Origin of the sequence: Hansschlegelia sp. (genome assembly GCF_035538955.1) — a bacterium.
In the GTDB taxonomy this organism is placed as follows: Bacteria; Pseudomonadota; Alphaproteobacteria; order Rhizobiales; family Methylopilaceae; genus Methylopila.
This window is the reverse complement of record NZ_DATLJK010000010.1, coordinates 275,123-293,758: the sequence shown is the minus strand read 5'-3', so window position 1 is coordinate 293,758 and position 18,636 is coordinate 275,123. Positions and strand designations below refer to the sequence as shown.

General features: G+C 66.5%; 19 protein-coding genes and 2 pseudogenes. 12 read left to right on the top strand and 9 right to left on the bottom strand.

Annotated features, from left to right (window positions below; all coding sequences use genetic code 11):
• The first annotated feature begins 21 nt into the window (after positions 1–21).
• The 3 genes from VM780_RS07730 to VM780_RS07720 all read left to right on the top strand — a co-directional run bounded on the left by VM780_RS07730 (position 22) and on the right by VM780_RS07720 (position 3,121).
• Positions 22–684, top strand: coding sequence for a CvpA family protein (locus tag VM780_RS07730; protein ID WP_325446685.1), 663 nt, complete (start codon positions 22–24; stop codon positions 682–684).
• Positions 685–738: 54 nt separating this feature from the next.
• Complete coding sequence (gene purF / locus VM780_RS07725) at positions 739–2,226, top strand: amidophosphoribosyltransferase (RefSeq protein ID WP_325446684.1); 1,488 nt, start codon at positions 739–741, stop codon at positions 2,224–2,226.
• A gap of 145 nt (positions 2,227–2,371) precedes the next feature.
• Positions 2,372–3,121 carry an SDR family NAD(P)-dependent oxidoreductase gene (locus VM780_RS07720; protein WP_325446683.1) on the top strand — a complete coding sequence of 250 codons (750 nt, stop codon included), beginning with the start codon at positions 2,372–2,374 and terminating at the stop codon, positions 3,119–3,121.
• A gap of 11 nt (positions 3,122–3,132) precedes the next feature.
• Here VM780_RS07720 and der read toward each other — a convergent pair whose 3' ends face one another.
• The 4 genes from der to VM780_RS07700 form a co-directional block, all read right to left on the bottom strand.
• The gene (gene der / locus VM780_RS07715; protein WP_325446682.1) at positions 3,133–4,488 is read right to left on the bottom strand and encodes a ribosome biogenesis GTPase Der; all 1,356 of its coding nucleotides are present in this window, start codon (positions 4,486–4,488) and stop codon (positions 3,133–3,135) included.
• A 64-nt stretch (positions 4,489–4,552) separates the two neighbouring features.
• Complete coding sequence (locus VM780_RS07710) at positions 4,553–4,780, bottom strand: hypothetical protein (RefSeq protein WP_325446681.1); 228 nt, start codon at positions 4,778–4,780, stop codon at positions 4,553–4,555.
• Positions 4,781–4,822: 42 nt separating this feature from the next.
• Positions 4,823–5,506 (bottom strand): tetratricopeptide repeat protein, encoded by a 684-nt coding sequence (locus tag VM780_RS07705; RefSeq protein ID WP_325446680.1) that lies wholly within the window; start codon positions 5,504–5,506, stop codon positions 4,823–4,825.
• 91 nt (positions 5,507–5,597) lie between these two features.
• Positions 5,598–6,167 carry an NnrU family protein gene (locus VM780_RS07700; RefSeq protein WP_325446679.1) on the bottom strand — a complete coding sequence of 190 codons (570 nt, stop codon included), beginning with the start codon at positions 6,165–6,167 and terminating at the stop codon, positions 5,598–5,600.
• A gap of 152 nt (positions 6,168–6,319) precedes the next feature.
• Between VM780_RS07700 and VM780_RS07695 the strand changes: the two genes are divergently transcribed.
• Together VM780_RS07695 and queC are read left to right on the top strand one after the other, a co-directional pair.
• Positions 6,320–6,733: a L,D-transpeptidase gene (locus VM780_RS07695; RefSeq protein WP_414652802.1), complete on the top strand. Its 414-nt coding sequence runs from the start codon at positions 6,320–6,322 to the stop codon at positions 6,731–6,733.
• Positions 6,734–6,766: 33 nt separating this feature from the next.
• On the top strand, positions 6,767–7,483 hold the full coding sequence (queC, locus tag VM780_RS07690; protein ID WP_325446677.1) for a 7-cyano-7-deazaguanine synthase QueC: 717 nt from the start codon (positions 6,767–6,769) through the stop codon (positions 7,481–7,483).
• Between the two features lie 80 nt (positions 7,484–7,563).
• Here queC and VM780_RS07685 read toward each other — a convergent pair whose 3' ends face one another.
• A complete protein-coding gene (locus VM780_RS07685; protein ID WP_325446676.1) occupies positions 7,564–7,713 on the bottom strand; it encodes a lmo0937 family membrane protein in 150 nt (49 codons plus the stop codon).
• A 111-nt stretch (positions 7,714–7,824) separates the two neighbouring features.
• The gene (locus VM780_RS07680; protein WP_325446675.1) at positions 7,825–9,642 is read right to left on the bottom strand and encodes a chloride channel protein; all 1,818 of its coding nucleotides are present in this window, start codon (positions 9,640–9,642) and stop codon (positions 7,825–7,827) included.
• Between the two features lie 87 nt (positions 9,643–9,729).
• Here VM780_RS07680 and VM780_RS07675 point away from each other — a divergent pair, with 87 nt between their 5' ends.
• A complete protein-coding gene (locus VM780_RS07675; protein WP_325446674.1) occupies positions 9,730–10,182 on the top strand; it encodes a MarR family winged helix-turn-helix transcriptional regulator in 453 nt (150 codons plus the stop codon).
• A gap of 4 nt (positions 10,183–10,186) precedes the next feature.
• On the opposite strand, the gene VM780_RS07670 is transcribed toward VM780_RS07675, so the two are convergent.
• The gene (locus VM780_RS07670) at positions 10,187–10,531 is read right to left on the bottom strand and encodes an ArsC family reductase (protein ID WP_325446673.1); all 345 of its coding nucleotides are present in this window, start codon (positions 10,529–10,531) and stop codon (positions 10,187–10,189) included.
• A gap of 141 nt (positions 10,532–10,672) precedes the next feature.
• On the opposite strand from VM780_RS07670, the gene VM780_RS07665 reads away from it, so the two are divergent.
• Complete coding sequence (locus VM780_RS07665) at positions 10,673–11,764, top strand: hypothetical protein (protein ID WP_325446672.1); 1,092 nt, start codon at positions 10,673–10,675, stop codon at positions 11,762–11,764.
• A 254-nt stretch (positions 11,765–12,018) separates the two neighbouring features.
• Here the strand turns inward: VM780_RS07665 and VM780_RS07660 are convergent, their stop codons facing one another.
• A complete protein-coding gene (locus tag VM780_RS07660; protein WP_325446671.1) occupies positions 12,019–13,287 on the bottom strand; it encodes a type II toxin-antitoxin system HipA family toxin in 1,269 nt (422 codons plus the stop codon).
• A complete protein-coding gene (locus tag VM780_RS07655; RefSeq protein ID WP_094472265.1) occupies positions 13,284–13,526 on the bottom strand; it encodes a helix-turn-helix transcriptional regulator in 243 nt (80 codons plus the stop codon). Before VM780_RS07655 ends, VM780_RS07660 begins: the two co-directional genes overlap by 4 nt.
• A gap of 302 nt (positions 13,527–13,828) precedes the next feature.
• On the opposite strand from VM780_RS07655, the pseudogene trbB reads away from it, so the two are divergent.
• The 5 genes and pseudogenes from trbB (at position 13,829) to trbJ (ending at position 18,632) form a co-directional block, all read left to right on the top strand.
• Positions 13,829–14,817: pseudogene (gene trbB, locus VM780_RS07650) on the top strand (P-type conjugative transfer ATPase TrbB).
• On the top strand, positions 14,814–15,146 hold the full coding sequence (locus VM780_RS07645; protein WP_325446670.1) for a TrbC/VirB2 family protein: 333 nt from the start codon (positions 14,814–14,816) through the stop codon (positions 15,144–15,146). The pseudogene trbB and the gene VM780_RS07645 overlap by 4 nt, the downstream one beginning before the upstream one ends.
• Positions 15,146–15,427 (top strand): VirB3 family type IV secretion system protein, encoded by a 282-nt coding sequence (locus tag VM780_RS07640; RefSeq protein WP_325446669.1) that lies wholly within the window; start codon positions 15,146–15,148, stop codon positions 15,425–15,427. Before VM780_RS07645 ends, VM780_RS07640 begins: the two co-directional genes overlap by 1 nt.
• Before the next feature lie 9 nt (positions 15,428–15,436).
• Positions 15,437–17,874: pseudogene (trbE, locus tag VM780_RS07635) on the top strand (conjugal transfer protein TrbE).
• Positions 17,871–18,632: a P-type conjugative transfer protein TrbJ gene (gene trbJ, locus VM780_RS07630; RefSeq protein ID WP_325446668.1), complete on the top strand. Its 762-nt coding sequence runs from the start codon at positions 17,871–17,873 to the stop codon at positions 18,630–18,632. The pseudogene trbE and the gene trbJ overlap by 4 nt, the downstream one beginning before the upstream one ends.
• The last annotated feature ends 4 nt before the right edge of the window (positions 18,633–18,636 follow it).

Sequence of the window (18,636 nt, the reverse complement as noted above, 5' to 3'; positions counted from 1 at the left end):
GGCGCGAGTTCGGCCCCGCGTATGACCATCACGCTTCTGGACCTCATCCTGCTCGCCGTCATGCTGATCTCGGCGGCTCTGGCGATGGTGCGCGGCTTCACGCGCGAGGTGTTGTCGATCGCGTCCTGGGTCGCGGCGGCCGCGGCGACCTTCTATTTCTTCGAGCCGGCGCGCGCGCTCGCCCGCGAATTCATCCACGTGAAGCCGGCGCAGATCGCCGACGTGATCGGCGCGGGCGCGGTGTTCATCATCGTGCTGCTGGTCGTGTCCTTCATCACGATGAAGATCTCGGACGCCATCCTCGACAGCCGGGTCGGCCCGGTCGACCGCGTCCTCGGCTTCATCTTCGGCGCCGCGCGCGGCTTGCTGCTCGTTGTGGTGGCCTTCATGTTTTTCACATGGCTGGTCCCCGCAAGCGGACAGCCTGAGTGGTTCAAGACGGCCCAGTCAAAGGCTATATTGCAGGACGCAGGACAGAAGCTTCTGGCGATGTTGCCGGAAGATCCTGAGAGCGCAATCCTGCAGAAGCTCAAGCATCCGGACGGATCGGGGGACGCGGCGAATAGCGCTGCGCCGCCTCCTGCGGACGCCGCCCCGGCGCCGGATGAAGGTCAGGACGTGAGCCCCGCCGACAAGCAGGGCTTAAACAAGCTGCTGGATCAGGACGCGAAGCCGCAACAATAAGGGCGGTCGCGCGTTCGGGAATGAGGCGGCCGATGCCGCCTCCGGGAGACGGACATGATGATCGGAACCCCGCCTGCGGCAGAGGTCGACGCGGAAGACCCGTTCGATCTCGACAGCGACCGCCTGCACGAAGAGTGCGGCGTCTTCGGAGTCTACGGCCATCCTGAAGCGGCGGCCTTGACCGCCCTCGGCCTCCACGCCCTTCAGCATCGCGGACAGGAAGCCGCCGGCATCGTCAGTTTTGACGGGGCCAGGTTCCACGCCGAGCGACGCCTCGGGCTGGTCGGCGACCACTTCTCGGACGCCAGGGTCATCGGCCGGCTGCCGGGCCGCTCCGCCATCGGCCACAACCGTTACTCCACCACCGGCGAGACGATCCTGCGCAACGTCCAGCCGCTGTTCGCCGAGCTCGACGCCGGCGGCCTCGCGGTGGCGCATAACGGCAACCTCACCAACGCCCTGACGCTGCGCAAGGAACTCGTAAGGGCCGGCGCCATCTGCCAGTCGACCTCCGATACGGAGGTCATTCTCCACCTCGTGGCGCAGAGCCGCCGCCCCCGTCTCATCGACCGGTTCGTCAACGCGCTGCGTGAGATCGAGGGCGCCTACGCGCTGGTCGCCCTGTTCGAGGGCAAGCTCATCGGTGCGCGCGACCCGCTCGGCATCCGCCCGCTGATCCTCGGCGAGCTGGACGGCTGCCACATCCTCGCCTCCGAGACCTGCGCGCTCGACATCATCGGCGCGAAATATGTTCGCGACATCGAGAACGGCGAAGTGGTCGTGATCTCGGAGAGCGGCGTGCAGTCGCTGCGGCCCTTCCCGCCGCAGAAGATGCGGCCCTGCATTTTCGAGTTCGTGTATTTCGCCCGGCCGGACTCCATCGTCCAAGGCAAGTCGGTCTACGAGGTCCGCAAGCAGATGGGCGTCGAACTCGCCCGCGAGTCGATGCCGGAGGCCGACGTCATCGTTCCCGTGCCGGACTCAGGCGTGCCCGCGGCGATCGGCTTCAGCCAGGAAAGCGGCATCCCGTTCGAGCTCGGCATCATCCGCAACCACTATGTCGGCCGAACCTTCATCCAGCCGACGCAGGGCGTTCGCGAACTCGGCGTGCGGATGAAACACAACGCCAACCGCTCCCAGCTCGAGGGCAAGCGCATCGTGCTCGTCGACGACAGTCTGGTCCGCGGCACGACGTCGGTGAAGATCGTCAAGATGATGCGGGACGCTGGCGCGACCGAGGTGCATTTCCGCCTCGCCTGCCCGCCGATCACCCACTCCGACTATTACGGCATCGACACGCCGGAGCGCGAAAAGCTGCTCGCCGCCACGCACACGCTCGAGCAGATGCGCGAATTCATCGGCGCCGACAGCCTCGCCTTCCTGTCCGTCGACGGCCTCTACCGCGCGATGGGCTACGAGTATCGCGACGACACCCGCCCGCAGTTCACCGACCACTGCTTCACGGGCGACTATCCCACCCTGCTGACCGACCTGATGGGCGAGGCGCCTAGGCAGCTTTCGCTGATTGCGGAAGCGAGCTGAGGCGGCTCTTTCGTCGCCTCAGTCGGGATCAGGCGCAGTCCTCCTCAGCTGAGCGAAAACCGCGCCTCAAGCGGTTCTTTTCCGCTGGCGATTGCGCTATGGGGCGCCGCTGGGCTTGAGAGCCTTGAGCGACGCAGGGATTTTCATGTCAGCAGACAAGCCTCTGTCAGGCCGCGTGGCGGTCGTCACCGGAGCGACGCGCGGCATCGGCTTCGCGACCGCGCTCGCGCTCGGCCGCGCCGGCGCTCACGTCGTGGCGACAGGCCGCACGCAGGGCGGCCTCGAGGAACTCGACGACGCCATCAAGGCGGACGGCGGCTCGACGACGCTGGCGCCCTTTGACCTTTCGGATTTCGACGCCATCGACCGGCTCGGCGGCGCGCTCTATGAGCGCTTCGGCAAGCTCGACATCCTGGTCGGCAACGCTGGCGTGCTGGGCCCGCTGTCTCCCCTCGGACATGTCGACCCGAAGGATTGGGACCGGGCGATCGCGATCAACCTGACGGCCAATTGGCGGCTGATCCGATCCCTCGATCCTCTTTTGAGAGCGTCGGACGCGGGGCGCGTGGTGTTCGTGACCTCTGGCGTGGTTCACAAGGACCGCGCCTATTGGGGGCCCTATGCCGTCACCAAGGCCGGTCTCGAGGCGCTTGCGCGCTCCTACGCCGCGGAGACGCTCAACCACACGCCGGTGCGCGTGAACCTGATCAATCCCGGGCCGCTCGCCACCGCGATGCGCGCGCGCGCCATGCCGGGCGAGGACCAGGCGACGCTCAGGAAGCCGAGCGACATCGCGCCGAAGATCCTTGAGCTGTGTCTCCCGGCATGGAGCGAAACCGGCAAGCTCTATGATTTTCCAAGCGACACCCTGCAGAGCTTCCGCGCGCCCGAGTAGCCCAAGGCGACCTACTTCTTGTCGTAAGGGTTCTCGGAAGTGCGGAAGCTGAGGCGGATCGGGACGCCTGGCAGATCGAAGGTCTCGCGCAGCCCGTTCACCAGATAGCGCACATAGGATTCGGGGAGTTCGTTCGTCCTTGTGCCGAACAGCACGAAGGACGGCGGGCGCGCCTTCGGTTGCGTGCCGTAGCGCAGCTTGATGCGCTTGCCCGCGACGGCCGGCGGCGGATGACGCTCGAGCGTGGCCTCCAGCCAGCGGTTCAACGCCGCCGTCGACACGCGCTTGTTCCAGATCTCGTGGGTCTTGACGACAGCGCCCATCAGCCGGTCGACGCCCTCGCCCGTCTCGGCCGAGAGCGGCGCGATCATCGCGCCCTTCACCTGCGGCAGCAGGCGGTCCAGCGCCTCCCGCGCCCGCGTCAAAGCGGGCCCCCGGTCATTGACCAGATCCCATTTGTTGAGTCCGAAGACCAGCGCGCGCCCCTCGCGGGCGACGAGGTCGGCGATCGACAGATCCTGCTTCTCGAAGGGGGTCGCTGCGTCGAGGAGCAGCACCACCACCTCCGCGAACTTGATCGAGCGGATGGCGTCGGCGACCGAAAGCTTCTCGAGCTTGTCGACCACCCGGGCCTTCTTGCGAAGCCCGGCCGTGTCGACGAGCCGCACGCGGCGCCCGCGCCACTCCCAGTCGACCGAGACGGAGTCGCGGGTGATGCCAGCCTCCGGGCCGGTCAGCATGCGCTCCGAGCCAACGAGCCGGTTGACGAGCGTCGACTTGCCGGCGTTGGGCCGACCAACGATCGCGATCCGAAGCGGCGCGCCCTCTTCGCTCTCCTCGTCTTCGTCGTCCTCCGCCGCCGGGAAGAACGGCGCCAGCGCATCATAGAGATCGCCGAGGCCCTCGCCGTGCTCGGCCGAGATCGGCATGGGGTCGCCGAGACCGAGCGAATAGGACTCGTACGCCCCCTCCATGCCGGCGCGGCCCTCGGCCTTGTTCGCGACCAGGATCACCGGGCGTTGCGACCGACGGACCAGATCCGCAAAACGCTCGTCGTCGGCCGTGAGGCCGGCGCGCCCGTCGATCATGAACAGGACGACGTCCGCCTCGGCGATCGCCGCCTCGGTCTGGGCGCGCATGCGACCCTCGAGCGAGCCTTCGTCGGCATGCTCAAGGCCCGCCGTGTCGACGATGCGAAAGACGAGATCGCCCAGCCGGCCTTCCCCCTCGCGGCGATCGCGGGTGACGCCCGGACGATCGTCGACCAGCGCCAGGCGCTTGCCGACGAGTCGGTTGAACAGCGTCGACTTGCCGACATTCGGTCGGCCGACGATCGCCACGGTCAGGCGGGGAGCGGCTTCGGTCACAGGCTGGCGCCCTCCCAGGCGCCGGAACCGCGCGGGAGGCCGGGTTGCGGCCGTGCGGCGGTGGTCAGGCGAACTTGATCAAGCCGGCGTCCGGCAGGGCCGAAAGCGGCTGCGGCACGGCGTCCGGCGGCGGCGGCGCCACCTGCGGCACCGGATGGCGCTCGCCCGGAAGCGGAGTCTTCTTCTCGGCGAAGGGATTCATGCTCGACAGCGTGTCGCAGCCCGCGAGCGTCCCCACCACGGACAGCGCCAGCGCCAGCCGGAGATATTTTGCGATGCGACGGTCGGTCACGAAAAGCGCCCCCAGGATCGCCGGCGATACGAGCCGGTCAGTTCAGTCGGTCGATTTCGCCGGCTCGGCCGACTTGCCGGGCTCAGCCTCGGCCGGCGGCAGAACGGCGAGCAGAAGATCGGCGCGCTGCCGGACTGAGCCGGGCGCGTCCGCCTGCGAGACGACGGCCTCGAACTGGCGGCGAGCCTCGGCCGTGTCGCCGGCCTTGTAGGCCGCAAGCCCCATCGTCTCGCGCGCAAGCGCGCTCCACGGGCCGCCGGCGGCAAGCCGCTCGGCGAGCCGCCGGACGTCGTCCAGGGTTCCGATGTCAGCCGCGATATAGGCCCCGCGGATCCGCGCGGCGTCGCGCAGCATCTCGTCGCCGGTCCCGTTCGCGATGTCCTCGTAGAGTTTCAGCGCGGCCTTCTGGTCGCTCTTGGCGACCTCGTCGGCCTCGCGCAGCTTGGCCAATAGCGCATAGCCGGCCGGCCCGTCGGCGGCGAGCGTCGCAAAGGCCGCGCGCGCTTCGTCGCTGTTTCCGTCCGCCGCGAGCTTGGAGGCGGCCTCGTAACGATCGCCGGCCTGTTCGGCGGCGCGCGTCTGATAATACTCATAGCCCCGCCACGCGCCGACGCCGATCACGACCAGCGCCGCGAGCCCGATCAGCAGGCCGCCGTAGCGGTCCCAGAGCTGCTTCAGGCGCTCCCGCCGGAGATCCTCCTGAACTTCATTGAAAATGTCGGCCATTCGGTCGGTCGCTCGTCCTGCGGCGCGCCCTTGCGGGCGCGGCGGCACCATAGCGACGCGACTCCGCGCCCGCAAACGGTTTGGGGCCGGGCTACAGCCTGAAAACCGGCACGCCAATCAGGAGCGGATGAAGGAAGATGCCGAACAGCAGATAGGTCACCGTGCCGATGACGACCGCCAGGACGTCGTTCCGCCCCGATGCAGGTTGCGGCGGACGGCCGTCACGGCGCTCGGCGCGCTTGAGCGCGATCCGGTCCACGACCCCATAGGCGAGGAACGAGCCGAACAGGATGATGCTCGCCACGTCGCCGTTCGACAGCAGATGCGCGAAGGCCCAGAGCTTCAGGGCGGCCAGCATCGGGTGCTTCGCCCTGGCTCGGATATGGCCCGGCAGATAGGCGGCGACGAGCAGGATGGAGGCGGGCCACATCAGCGCGATGGTGACATGCCGGGTCCAGTCGGGCGGCGACCAGACAGCGATGAACGGCGAAGACCGCCAGCCCACGACGATCAGGACAAGTCCCGCAAGAGACAGCGCCGAATAGGCGATCTTGTACGGACCCTCGCCGAAGCGCGCGATCAGGCGGGCGCGGTTGTCGCGCGCGCGGGTCGACAGGTGAACGCCGAGGAAGACCAGAAGCCCCGCAACCAGAACCAGCATGCCACGCCCCCGCCCGAACGGCTCCAGACTATTCGACGCCCCAGGGGAGCGCCATCGCGGCTTTGCGATTCGACTCTCCGCCACGGCGCCGCCACATTTGCCGCGCGGCCGAGGCGGGAGCGGATCGCGGGGGACGTATTGTGAGAGTGGCGTTGCTTCTCGTCGCCGTCTTGTGGGGATCGGCGGCCTGTTCGACGAAGGTTTTCGCCAGCGCGCTGGCGGTGATCAGCCTTTCGCAACAGCGCATGAATGTGTCGGTCGACGGGACGCCAGTCTATTCCTGGCCCGTCTCGACCGCGCGCCCCGGCTACGTCACGCCGCGCGGGACGTTTCGGCCGATCCGCACCGAGCGGATGTGGTACTCGCGCAAATACGACATGTCCCCGATGCCGTTCGCGGTCTTCTTCCGCGGCGGCTACGCGATCCATGGCACGCAATATCTGCGTTCGCTCGGACGGCCGGCGAGCCACGGCTGCGTCAGGCTGCATCCGGCGAACGCCGCAATCTTCTACAGGCTTGTGCGCGAGCAGGGATTGCGGAACACGAGGATCGTCATCACGCGCTGAGCCTTCGCGCAGCGCACACACGGACGTTCGACAGTGACCGACGACCGCGCCGCGCTCGTGCTGTTCTCAGGCGGCCAGGATTCCACGACCTGCCTTGCATGGGCGCTCGACCGCTATGAGCGCGTCGAGACGGTCGGGTTCGCCTATGGCCAGCGGCACGCGATCGAACTGGCGCAACGCAGCCGGATTCGGGACGGTCTTTGCGAGCTAAATCCGGTCTGGAAGGCGCGACTGGGGGACGATCACACGATTGAACTGGAGGCGCTCGGAGCGCTCTCCGACACCGCCCTCACCCGCAACGTGGCGATCGGCATGGAGGCGAGCGGCCTGCCCAACACCTTCGTGCCCGGGCGCAACATCGTGTTTCTGACGTTCGCGGCCGCCCTCGCCTATCGACGCGGCCTGCGCCGGATTGTCGGCGGCATGTGCGAGACCGATTTCTCCGGTTATCCGGACTGCCGGGACGACACGATCAAGGCGCTGCAGGTCGCGTTAAATCTCGGCATGGACCGGCGCTTCACGCTCGAAACCCCGCTGATGTGGCTCGACAAGGCCGACACCTGGCGACTTGCACAGGAGCTAGGCGGCGACGCCATGGTCGAGCTGATCGTAGAGGAGAGCCACACTTGCTATCTGGGCGAGCGCGGGGAGCGCCACGACTGGGGTTATGGCTGTGGGACCTGCCCCGCCTGCGCCCTTCGTGCGCAGGGCTTCCGCCGCTTCGCGGCGGAGAGGACGGCGACGCGCTGAGCCAGAGGACTGCGCCTCCAACCGCGCGCGTCGCGGTCCGCGTCGTCGCTGGCCTGAGACGCCGGCCAGCGTTCAGATCATCAGACCGCTCTGCGTCCCGTGAAGAGCCGCACGAGCACGACGATCACCGCGATGACCAGCAGGAGGTGGATCAGCCCGCTAGCGACGTGAAACACGAGAAAGCCGCCCGCCCAGAGGATGAGCAGGATGATGGCGAGAGCCCAGAGCATGGCGAGTCCTTCCAACTGTACTAAGGGGCCGGCGCATCAGGCGTTCGGCCATCGTGACGCGAACGCGGCCGGCCTTTAGTGGTTCCTCACGCGATTGCGACTTGGGGATGATCAGGTCCGGTTGGGCTTTGCTGCGCCGACCGCCGGCAGGGGCCGGCTTCTCCGCGGCCCGACCAGATAGGCGGCCCTGGTCGTCTCGGCCTCACGAGCCGCGCCACGCGCCTGCAGCAGATCCTTCCGCGACAGCAGGCCCACGATCCGTCCGCCATCGCGCGTCACGATCGGCGCCCGACCGACATCCGCCGCCACCATGCGGTCAGCGAGGCGGGACAGCGGCTCGTCCGGATAGCCCAGCGTGAGAGAACTGTCGGAGGCGCGCTCGAACAGCGTCTCCTCGCCATGCGCCCGCTCTGCGCTCCAGCGCAGCACATCCGCACGATCGATGATTCCCTCGACCCGGCCATCGCTCCCCACCAGCGGGTAGGATTGGTGGCGATGCTCCGGTCCGGCGAAGAACGCGACGGCGTCATCGATCTTCATGTCGGCCGGCAAGGTGTCCACCGTGGTCGCCATGACCTCGCTGACGCGCAGCAGTTCCAGCGGATCGATGCTGTATTCACGCACGACATGCTGGCCGCGCCGCGCGATCTTCTCGGTGAGGATCGACCGCTTGAGCAGCAGAACCGTGACCGCATAGGCCGCCCCGGTCGCCATCAGCAACGGCCCGAGCAATGGCAGGTCCCCGGTAAGTTCGACGGCGAACAGAATCCCGGTGAGAGGCGCGCGCATCGTGCCGCCCATCATGGCCGCCATTCCGAGCAGCGCCCAGGCGCCAGGATCGCCGGGCAGCACCTGACCTTCCAGCCAGCCGGCGCAGCCGCCGAAGATCAGCAGCGGCGCCAGCACGCCGCCGGATGTCCCCGACGCGAGCGCGACGATCCAGATCAGCGATTTGACGATCAGAATGGACGTGACGGCCGACGCCGTCACATGGCCCGCGAGCAGATCGCCGATCACTTCGTAGCCGACGCCCAGCGCGCGCGGCTCGAACAGGCCGCCGAGGCCGACGACCAGTCCGCCGATGGCGGGCCACCACATCCAGTGGAACGGGAGGGCGCCAAAGAGGTCTTCCGCCCGATAGAGCAGTCCGGTCAGAAGGCCTGACTGAAGTCCCGCCAGAACGCCGACGACGACGCACAGCAGCGGGCCCCACCACGGCAGATCCAAAGCCCCGGCGAAGGGAAACAGCGCGCCTGAGCCGATGAGCGCGGGCCTCAGGGCGAACGACGTCACGCAGGCCGTGATGACAGGGATCAGGCTGCGCGGTTTCCACTCGAACAGCAGCAGTTCCACCGCCAGCAGGACGGCCGCGACCGGCGTTCCGAAGATCGCCGTCATGCCGGCCGTCGCGCCCGCCACCAGCAGCGTCTTGCGTTCCGCGGCGCTCAGGCTGAAGCACTGGGCGAACAGCGACCCGATCGCGCCGCCGGTCATGATGATCGGCCCCTCGGCGCCGAACGGGCCGCCGCTGCCGATCGAGATCGCCGAAGACAGCGGCTTGAGGATCGCGACCTTGAGGTGCATCCGGCTGCCTCCGATCAGGATCGCCTCGATCGCTTCCGGGATGCCGTGGCCGCGGATCTTCTCGGATCCGAAGCGCGCCATCAGCCCGATCACAAGGCCGCCAAGCGCCGGCGCGGCGACCATCCAGAGCCCAGGCGAAGCGCCGGCCAAGGACGCGGAGCCTGCGTCCAGTCTCTGAAACCAGATGAGGTTGGTCACGAGGGCGATCGCCCGCAGCAGAACCCAGGCGGCGCCGGCCCCGCCGACGCCGACCAGAGCCGCCATGACGATAAGCGCCAGAACCCTGCGGTCGGTGGTGAAGTCGCCGAGCCGGGGAGCCGCGCCGGCGTGAATAGGGCGGGACATGAGGTATCCTGAGTACGAGAACAGACCGAGGGATCAGCGCACCGAGCCGGCGTTATATCGTGATACGATATATTTGGAAGAGAGGCGATGGTTCAAACGCATGCGACCGACGGTGTCGGCGAGGAGCCGCTCGCGGAGGCCGATTACGCCGCGCTGGCGGCGTTCCGTCATTCGCTGCGGGCTTTTTTGGCGTTCAGCGAGAACGCCGCCCGCGAGGCGGGGCTGTCCCCGCAGCAGCATCAGGCGCTGCTGGCGATCCGTGGCGCTTCCGGTCGGTCAGGCATGACGGTCGGCGATCTCGCACGGCAGTTGCTGCTCAAGCCGCATACCGCGGTTGGGCTTGCGGACCGGCTTGAGCGCGCGCGGCTGATCCAGCGGACGCATGACGCAGGCGACCGCCGGCGGGTGCTCCTGACGCTTACCGAGGACGGCGAAGCGGCGCTGCGAACCCTGTCGGCGACGCACTTGGCTGAAATCCGGCGCAACGCGCCGGAGCTTGTCGAACTTCTGTCCCGGCTCGCCGGACGGTCCTCAGGCTAGGCGGTCAGCCGAACGCCGCTTCGTATTGTTCGGGCCTGAAGCCGACCAGCAGGCCGCCGCCCGTCTCGAGCACTGGGCGCTTGATCATGGACGGCTGCTCGAGCATCAGCGCGATCGCGCGCGCCTCATCCAGTCCCTGACGATCAGCTTCGGGCAGTTTGCGAACCGTCGTTCCGGCCCGGTTCAGAAGCGTCTCCCAGCCCACGGCCGCGACGCAGCGCGCGAGCCGCTCCCGGTCGATCCCGGCCGTCTTGTAGTCGTGGAACGCGTAAGCGACGCCGCGCTGGTCCAGCCAGACGCGCGCCTTCTTCATCGTGTCGCAGTTCTTGATGCCGTAGAGCGTGGTCATCTCAGAGCCCCGCAAAGGCGAGCGCGTCGCCGAGCGCCGCGCCCGACGCCGTGTTGTCGAAGACGCACCAGACAGTCGCTCTCTCGGCGCGGTCTGCGTCCGCGCGAGCCTTGAGAGCGGCGAGTCGACGGGACTGACAAGTTGCTTGACGCATATCGTCGATCAAGGGCACTGAGAAGCGGCAGCGCAACGCAGCCTATTCCTCAATTGAATGATGAGGATGAACTGGTTGCTCTGCTCTCTCACTGGATGATTAAGCCGCCGGAACAGGGTCCATACTACGGCAGACGTCTCCTTGATCCTTCGCCTGCGACGAAAGAGAGCCAAGGTGTGCCGACGCTGAGGCGCCGTTTCAGGATCGGTCGCTCTGCACAGGCCGGTGCATGGCAAATCAAGCTCGTTGAGTCGGATGTGAGTCATGCCGATGACGAGATTGTGGGCGCACTCGGGTCGCTAGTCGGATTTGAAGTGTTGGCGCAGGTCGCGGCCGGCGCGGCGGAAGGCCCGCGCTATGATGACAAGATTGGGAACTCGGAACGCTCAGCCTTGCTGAGGCTCAGTGTGCTTGACCATCCGTTTCACACTACGCGAGCGCGTGTACGGATCGTTCGAAATTGGATAGACATCGACGGCGATGACAAGCCGGACATCAATCCGGTTTTCGTTCTGGCGAGCGGGTATAGTGAATGGTCTTGCGAAGGCCGGACACCTCAGCACGTTGATGGAAAGCTGCTGGACCAGGCCAAGGTGCCCGAAGCTGGCAGAGAATTGAGGGTTGTGCCGACCAACATTCCGCCAGAGGCCCGGATGCGCGAGTGGCTGAGTAAGGCTGACGCAGGCGGAGTCTTTGATGCCGGCGACGCGCTGCCTGCCGTCCTCGACGTACCCGTGTTCATTGACGTCGATGATGGCGATAAAGCAAAATCGCTGTGGGAATCCGATTGGATGCGCCACGACGGCTTCACTGTATCCGCCATGATCAACCGTACAATAACGGATATTGGTGCACGGTACGGTATTGAAGTAAGTGTTTACCCAATCCCAACACGAGAGACGACGACCGTTCGGCAGGTCCGCAATGCGGTCCCCGCCGGGAATCTGGGCACGCTGCTCAACGACCTGCAGCCAGCCGAGATTCTGAGCCTCGATGCCTGGGCGCGTTTGGCCTGGCGCGACGGCGAGGGACATGCCGTGCTGGAAGTAGACATGCCATTGACATTCAAGAACCGCTAGACGGGACACCGCCGCTTTGCCGTAGGCAATTGTAGAAGCGATTTTCAGGCGCTTGTCGAAAACCTGCCAGTCTCCTTCCGGCCCCCTAAGCGAAGGGGGACGACTTGGTGCCGAATCGTCAGCGGTTCCATGCAGCCTCAAGCGGCGCACTAATGTTGCACACCGCGTTTGGGCCTGGGATCGCCGGTTGTCGGAAGATTCCGAAATCGTCGAAATCATGCTCGACCCGGGTGGGCGGTTCTGCGTCAACCGCACTACAGGACGATTCCCATAACCGTCAAAGCACAGCGATCGGCGCGGTCACGGATCATGTTGGCAAACTGCTCGATAGCCGGTCGGTTCAACTCGGGGCGCGAAAACTCCTCTGCGACGGCGGTTGCTTTCTCCAGGACACCTTTGCTGATCTCCGCAACCCGTCGTCGTATCAGCGGCAGACCGAGACCTGTGTCCGCCGCGAATGCTGCCCAGCCCTTGGCGTCCAACTCCGCGAGCGTTGCGCACTTTCCGATCTTCATGGCGAATTTCGGCGAGAGATCGGGGTAGGCAACCGTTGCCAGCAAGTCATAGAGCGGGGCGAGGCGTGGACCTTCGGCGTCATAGAGGATCGAGAAATTCTTGCCGTGCGCGTCGGCGTTCCCGGCGATCACATTGAAAATCACGGCATCGAGGAGCTTCAGCACATCGACCGCGGGCCTTGCGGCGACGCGGCGGAGCAGCGCGAAGCAATCCTTGAACGTCGGGCCGCCCTCGCTGGCGTACTTGGTCTCCGGCGGCACGCCGAGCGCCTGGCAGAAATCCTCCTGATGTATCCGGCGCACGAAGCCATCTTCGCCGATGGCGCGGTCATAGCGCTGAACCAGCAGAAACGTTCGATCCTGCACGATCCGCTGCTCGACAGGGGCAACGTCGAGACCGATCGCGGCGGCAAGGCCCATCACGAACGCCTCGTTCTCGGTCGTGGCCGCGAAGCGGGATATCGGGGGCTTCAGAATATGCGTCGTCGGCTGGCCCGGTGCAGGCAAGGTCACCACGCCATCCACCAGAACCACCGGAACCTTCGATTGCGCGCCAGCGAGAGAGAGACGCAGGCTTTCCTCGCCAGCCAGCAATGGTCGGACGGGCAGCGCATCCAGAACCTGGATCAACCCTGCATCGTCAAGCGGGGTTGGCGGCCTGTCGGGGGCAAGAGTGGCTGGTACTTCGCCGGGCGGCAGAAGCTGGAGCGCGCCCGCCACATCGCCGCCGAGGCGATCAAGAAGGGCGAAATCATTGGCCCGCGAGACGCCGAGTGCCTGAGCCGCGGCGTCGCGCTGGCTTTCTTCCGGCAGGAGACCGCCGAAAAACGGGCGGCACTCGCGACGACTGAACGGCTCCGCCCGCTTTGGCAGCGAGGCGGACAATGGCTGCGCCTGCTCATCGTCAAGCCAAGCCGGCGCATAGGCGAAGCCGAGTTCACCGTGCTTGTCCTGCGTCAGCTGGCCTACCAGGCGCCCGTCCCACCAAATATCGAGGGTGCGCGTCATGCCTTCCGCGCTCCTTTGGTGTCAGGCGGCGGTGTGATATCGAGCGAGCATCCGAGCGCCGCCAGGACCTGAAGCGTCTTGCCTATTTGCGCGGTCGGCTTGCCCGCCTCGAGATCGACGATGAAGCGCAGGCCGACGCCAGCGGCGCCGGCAAGCTCGTCCTGCCGCAGGCCAGCGGCCTTGCGGGTTGTCCGAACAATGTCGCCGATCTCGGCAGTGGTGAGGTTGCGTCTGGCCATGATATTTACCGAACGGGAAAGTATCATGGATTCCTGAAGAATGTCTATTAGAATTTCCCGCTCGGGAAATCATACGTCTCGGGGTGGCTCCTGGACCCGAAATATTCCCGCTCGGGAAAACAGTCTGATCGAAAGCCTCAGACGCTGCCGTGGCTCGATGCCGGTCCGCCGATCACCTGTCTCTCTTCGCCACAGTACGATGACCCCTTAAGCGTTGTTGCAACGCCCCAATTCCTGCCTTTCTTACTCATCCCCGATCCAGGGCCGCGCGTCGCGCGAGCCCGCAAGCGAACGGGGACGACGTGGCGGTCAACCATCAGCAATCGGAAGCAGCCTCCCGCGGCGCACGCATGTTGCGCACCGCCTTGGGGCCTGCTGTCGCCCGATTCCTGGAAGACCCCGCGATCATCGAGGTCATGCTCAACCCCGATGGGCGGCTCTGGATCGACCGTCTCTCTGACGGCCTGTCCGATACGGGGGAACGACTTTCGGCAGCCGATGGCGAACGCATCGTCCGCCTTGTCGCCCATCATGTCGGCGCCGAGGTGCATGACCGTCGCCCGCGCGTCTCGGCCGAGCTACCTGAAACCGGCGAGCGCTTCGAAGGCCTGCTGCCGCCGGTCGTAACGGCACCGGTCTTCGCGATCCGCAAGCCTGCCGTCGCCGTCTTAACGCTCGACGACTATGTCGCCGCCGGCATCATGACGGCGGAGCAGGCCGCTATCCTCCGGCAGGCGGTCGCAGCGCGCGCCAACATCCTCGTCGCCGGCGGAACCAGCACCGGCAAGACCACCCTGACCAACGCCCTGCTGGCCGAGGTCGCGAAGACGACCGACCGGGTCATCGTCATCGAAGACACCCGCGAACTGCAATGCATGGCGCAGAACATCGTCGCCATGCGCACCAAGGACGGCATCGCGACCCTGTCCGACCTGGTGCGCTCCTCGCTGCGGCTGCGGCCGGATCGGATCCCGATCGGTGAAGTGCGTGGTCTGAGGCGCTCGATCTCCTGAAGGCCTGGGGCACCGGCCATCCCGGCGGGATCGGCACGATCCACGCCGGCACCGCGCTCGGCGCGCTGCGCCGCCTCGAGCAGCTCATCCAGGAATCTGTCGTCACCGTCCCCCGGGCGCTGATCGCCGAGCCCATCGATCTGGTGGCCGTGCTCTCCGGCCGCGGCGCTGCGCGGCGTCTCGCCGAACTCGCCTGCGTCGAAGGGCTCGGGACGGACACCGACTACCGCCTTTCCCCCGCAACCCAGCCTCCCGACCCACAAGGAGAACCCGCATGATCCGACATATCGCGCGCGGCCATCACCGCCTCGCGACCGCTGCCACTGCGCTGACCCTGAGCTTTCTTCTGGCGCCCGCCGCCCATGCATCGGGCTCCTCGATGCCCTGGGAAGCGCCACTGCAGTCCATCCTCCAGTCGATCGAGGGGCCAGTCGCCAAGATCATCGCGGTGATCATCATCATCGTCACCGGCCTGACGCTGGCATTCGGCGACACGAGCGGAGGATTTCGGCGCCTCATCCAGATCGTCTTCGGCCTGTCGATCGCCTTCGCGGCCTCCAGCTTCTTCCTGTCGTTCTTCTCGTTCGGCGGCGGGGCGCTCGTCTGATGGCGGCCCTCCTGCATCATCCCGATGAGATCGCGGGCTTCTCGGTTCCGGTCCACCGCGCGCTGACCCAGCACATCCTGCTGGGCGGCGCACCGCGCAGCATCGCCATCATGAATGGCACGCTCGCCGGCGCTGTTGGTCTCGGCTTTCGGCTATGGCTGGTCGGTCTCCCCATCTGGGCGATCGGCCATTTCGCCGCCGTTTGGGCAGCCAAGCGCGAGCCGCTCTTTGTCGAAGTCGGCCGCCGGCATCTGCGCATTCCGGGCCATCTCTCGGTCTGAGGCTTGGCCATGATGAACCTCGCCGAATACCGCCGTACCGCAACTCGTCTCGCTGATTTCCTGCCATGGGCGGCGCTGGTCGGCGAAGGCGTCGTGCTCAACAAGGACGGCAGCTTCCAGCGCACGGCGCGCTTTCGTGGTCCCGATCTCGACTCAGCTGTGGCCGCCGAACTGGTGGCCGTCGCCAGTCGCCTCAACAACGCCTTCCGGCGTTTGGGGTCGGGCTGGGCGATCTTCGTCGAAGCACAGCGTCACGAAGCCGCCTCGTATCCGGCAAGTCGCTTCGCGGACGCCGCCTCCGCGCTCGTCGATGCGGAGCGCAAGGCTGACTTCGAGGAAGCGGGCGCGCACTACGAGTCCAGCTACTTCTTGACTTTCCTCTATCTCCCGCCCGCCGAGGACGCCGCGCGGGCGGAGACCTGGCTCTACGAGGATCGCCAACAGTCCGGCGTCGATCCCCATGAAGCCCTCGCGGCCTTCAGTGACCGCACTAACCGCGTCCTCCAGATCGTTGATGGCTTCATGCCGGAATGCCGGTGGCTCGATGACAGCGAGACGTTGACCTACCTGCACGCGACCGTCTCAACGAAGCGCCACCGCGTCCGCGTGCCCGAAACACCGATCTACCTCGATACGCTTCTCGCCGATGAGCCGCTGACCGCCGGCCTCGAGCCGCGGCTCGGCGCCGCCCATCTGCGCGTCCTGACGATCAACGGCTTTCCGACCGCGACGACCCCAGGGATTCTCGACGATCTCAACCGGCTCGCCTTTCCCTATCGCTGGTCCACGCGGGCGATCCTTCTCGACAAGACGGACACCACGAAGCTGCTGACGCGCATCCGGCGGCAGTGGTTCGCCAAGCGCAAGTCCATCGCCGCGATCCTCAAGGAGGTTATGACCAACGAGGCCTCCGCGCTCGTCGACACGGACGCTGCGAACAAGGCGGCCGATGCCGACATGGCCTTGCAGGAGCTAGGAGCGGATTATGCCGGTCAGGCCTATGTGACCGCCACCGTCACCGTCTGGGACGCCGATCCGCGCACCGCCGACGAGAAGCTGCGCCTTGTGGAAAAGGTGATCCAGGGCCGCGACTTCACCGCTATTCCTGAGACCATCAACGCCGTCGATGCCTGGCTCGGGTCGCTGCCCGGCCACGTCTACGCCAACGTGCGACAGCCCCGATCTCCACCCTGAACCTCGCCCACATGATTCCGCTCTCCGCGGTCTGGCCGGGCCGGAACGGAACGAGCATTTTGGAGCGCCGCCGCTGCTCTACGGCAAGACCGAAGGCAGTACGCCGTTTCGCTTTTCGCTGCATGTCGGCGACGTCGGCCACACGCTGGTGGTCGGACCAACAGGCGCGGGCAAATCTGTGTTGCTCGCGCTCATCGCGCTTCAGTTCCGGCGCTATCCGGACGCCCAAGTCTTCGCCTTCGATTTCGGCGGTTCGATCCGCGCGGTTGCGCTCGCGATGGGAGGCGATTGGCACGACCTCGGTGGCAGCCTGACGGACGGCGCTGTGTCGTCGGTCTCCCTTCAGCCGCTCGCGCGCGTTCACGAGACCCATGAGCGTGCCTGGGCGGCCGACTGGGTCGCGGCGATCCTTGCCCGCGAGGGCGTCACGATCACGCCGGAGGTGAAGGAACATCTCTGGACCGCGCTGACCTCGCTGGCGTCCGCGCCGATCCCGGAGCGCACGTTGACGGGCCTCGCCGTTCTCCTTCAGTCGAACGATCTCAAGCAGGCGCTGAGACCCTATTGCGTGGGCGGTCCCTACGGACGGCTCCTCGATGCGGAAGGGCGAGCAGCTGGGGGAAGCCGCAGTCCAGGCCTTTGAGACCGAGGGGTTGATCGGCGGCGGAGCGGCGCCAGCGGTTCTCGCCTATCTCTTCCATCGGATCGGCGACCGTCTGGATGGACGGCCCACGCTCCTGATCGTCGACGAAGGCTGGCTCGCGCTCGACGACGAGGGCTTCGCGGCGCAACTCCGCGAATGGCTGAAGACGCTGCGCAAGAAGAACGCGTCTGTCGTCTTCGCAACACAATCGCTGGCCGACATCGATGGAAGCGCGATCGCGCCGGCCATCATCGAAAGCTGCCAGACGCGCCTTTTGCTGCCGAACGAACGCGCGATCGAGCCGCAGATCACCGCGATCTACCGGCGCTTCGGTTTGAACGACCGTCAGATCGAGATCCTCAGCCGGGCCACACCCAAGCGCGACTATTACTGCCAGTCGCGACGCGGCAACCGGCTGTTCGAGCTGGGGCTCTCCGAGGTCGCCCTCGCGCTTTGCGCAGCATCCTCGAAAGCCGATCAGGCTGCGATCGAGGCGATCCTCGCCGAGCATGGCCGCCACGGCTTCCTGCCTGCCTGGCTGCGGGCCCGCGATGTCGGATGGGCTGCCGATCTCATCCCCGACCTCACCAACCTGGAGCCCAACCCATGATGATCCGACGCTCTCGCGCGGCGCTGTTCGCCGCAACCATCCTGTCGTTGCCCGTCGCCTTCTCGCCGGTGTTCGTCACCCCGGCAGCGGCGCAGTGGGTCGTCTATGATCCGACCAACTACGTCCAAAATGTCCTATGGGCCGCGCGGGCGCTCGAGCAGATCAACAACCAGATCCAGAGCCTCCAGAACGAAGCGCAGATGCTGATCAACCAGGCCCGCAACCTCGCGAGCCTGCCCTATTCCTCCCTTCAGCAGCTCCAGCAATCGGTGCAGCGCACGCAAGCGCTGCTGGGTCAGGCACAGCGCATCGCCTTCGACGTGCAGCAGATCGATCAGGCCTTCCAGAGCCAGTACAGCAACATCTCGCTGTCGACTTCGGATCAGCGGCTCGTCTCCGATGCCCGATCGCGCTGGCAGAACACGGTCGGCGGCCTTCAGGACGCGCTGCGCGTGCAGGCCGGTGTCGTCGGCAACATCGACACCAACCGCGCCGAGATGGCGGCTCTGATCGGGCAGAGCCAGGGTGCGACCGGCGCGCTTCAGGCAACCCAGGCTGGCAACCAGTTGCTCGCATTGCAGGCGCAACAACTCGCAGACCTGGTCGCCGTGGTCGCTGCAAACGGCCGGGCGCAGGCGCTTGTCGATGCCGAGCGCGCCGCAGCCGCCGAACAAGGCCGTGAACAGTGCCGCCGGTTCCTGACGCCCGGCTCCGGCTATCAGCCCGGCAACGCCCGGATGTTCCCGAACGGCAACTGAGGGC

Excerpts from the sequence above, each read along its gene's own strand:
- trbJ (WP_325446668.1), top strand. The coding sequence starts at position 17,871 with ATGATGATCCGACGCTCTCGCGCGGCGCTGTTCGCCGCAACCATCCTG.
- VM780_RS07720 (WP_325446683.1), top strand. The coding sequence starts at position 2,372 with ATGTCAGCAGACAAGCCTCTGTCAGGCCGCGTGGCGGTCGTCACCGGA.
- VM780_RS07680 (WP_325446675.1), bottom strand. The coding sequence starts at position 9,642 with ATGTCCCGCCCTATTCACGCCGGCGCGGCTCCCCGGCTCGGCGACTTC.
- VM780_RS07645 (WP_325446670.1), top strand. The coding sequence starts at position 14,814 with ATGATCCGACATATCGCGCGCGGCCATCACCGCCTCGCGACCGCTGCC.
- VM780_RS07655 (WP_094472265.1), bottom strand. The coding sequence starts at position 13,526 with ATGGCCAGACGCAACCTCACCACTGCCGAGATCGGCGACATTGTTCGG.
- VM780_RS07675 (WP_325446674.1), top strand. The coding sequence starts at position 9,730 with ATGGTTCAAACGCATGCGACCGACGGTGTCGGCGAGGAGCCGCTCGCG.
- VM780_RS07730 (WP_325446685.1), top strand. The coding sequence starts at position 22 with ATGACCATCACGCTTCTGGACCTCATCCTGCTCGCCGTCATGCTGATC.
- VM780_RS07660 (WP_325446671.1), bottom strand. The coding sequence starts at position 13,287 with ATGACGCGCACCCTCGATATTTGGTGGGACGGGCGCCTGGTAGGCCAG.
- VM780_RS07640 (WP_325446669.1), top strand. The coding sequence starts at position 15,146 with ATGGCGGCCCTCCTGCATCATCCCGATGAGATCGCGGGCTTCTCGGTT.
- VM780_RS07685 (WP_325446676.1), bottom strand. The coding sequence starts at position 7,713 with ATGCTCTGGGCTCTCGCCATCATCCTGCTCATCCTCTGGGCGGGCGGC.
- VM780_RS07700 (WP_325446679.1), bottom strand. The coding sequence starts at position 6,167 with ATGCTGGTTCTGGTTGCGGGGCTTCTGGTCTTCCTCGGCGTTCACCTG.
- VM780_RS07705 (WP_325446680.1), bottom strand. The coding sequence starts at position 5,506 with ATGGCCGACATTTTCAATGAAGTTCAGGAGGATCTCCGGCGGGAGCGC.
- purF (WP_325446684.1), top strand. The coding sequence starts at position 739 with ATGATGATCGGAACCCCGCCTGCGGCAGAGGTCGACGCGGAAGACCCG.
- VM780_RS07670 (WP_325446673.1), bottom strand. The coding sequence starts at position 10,531 with ATGACCACGCTCTACGGCATCAAGAACTGCGACACGATGAAGAAGGCG.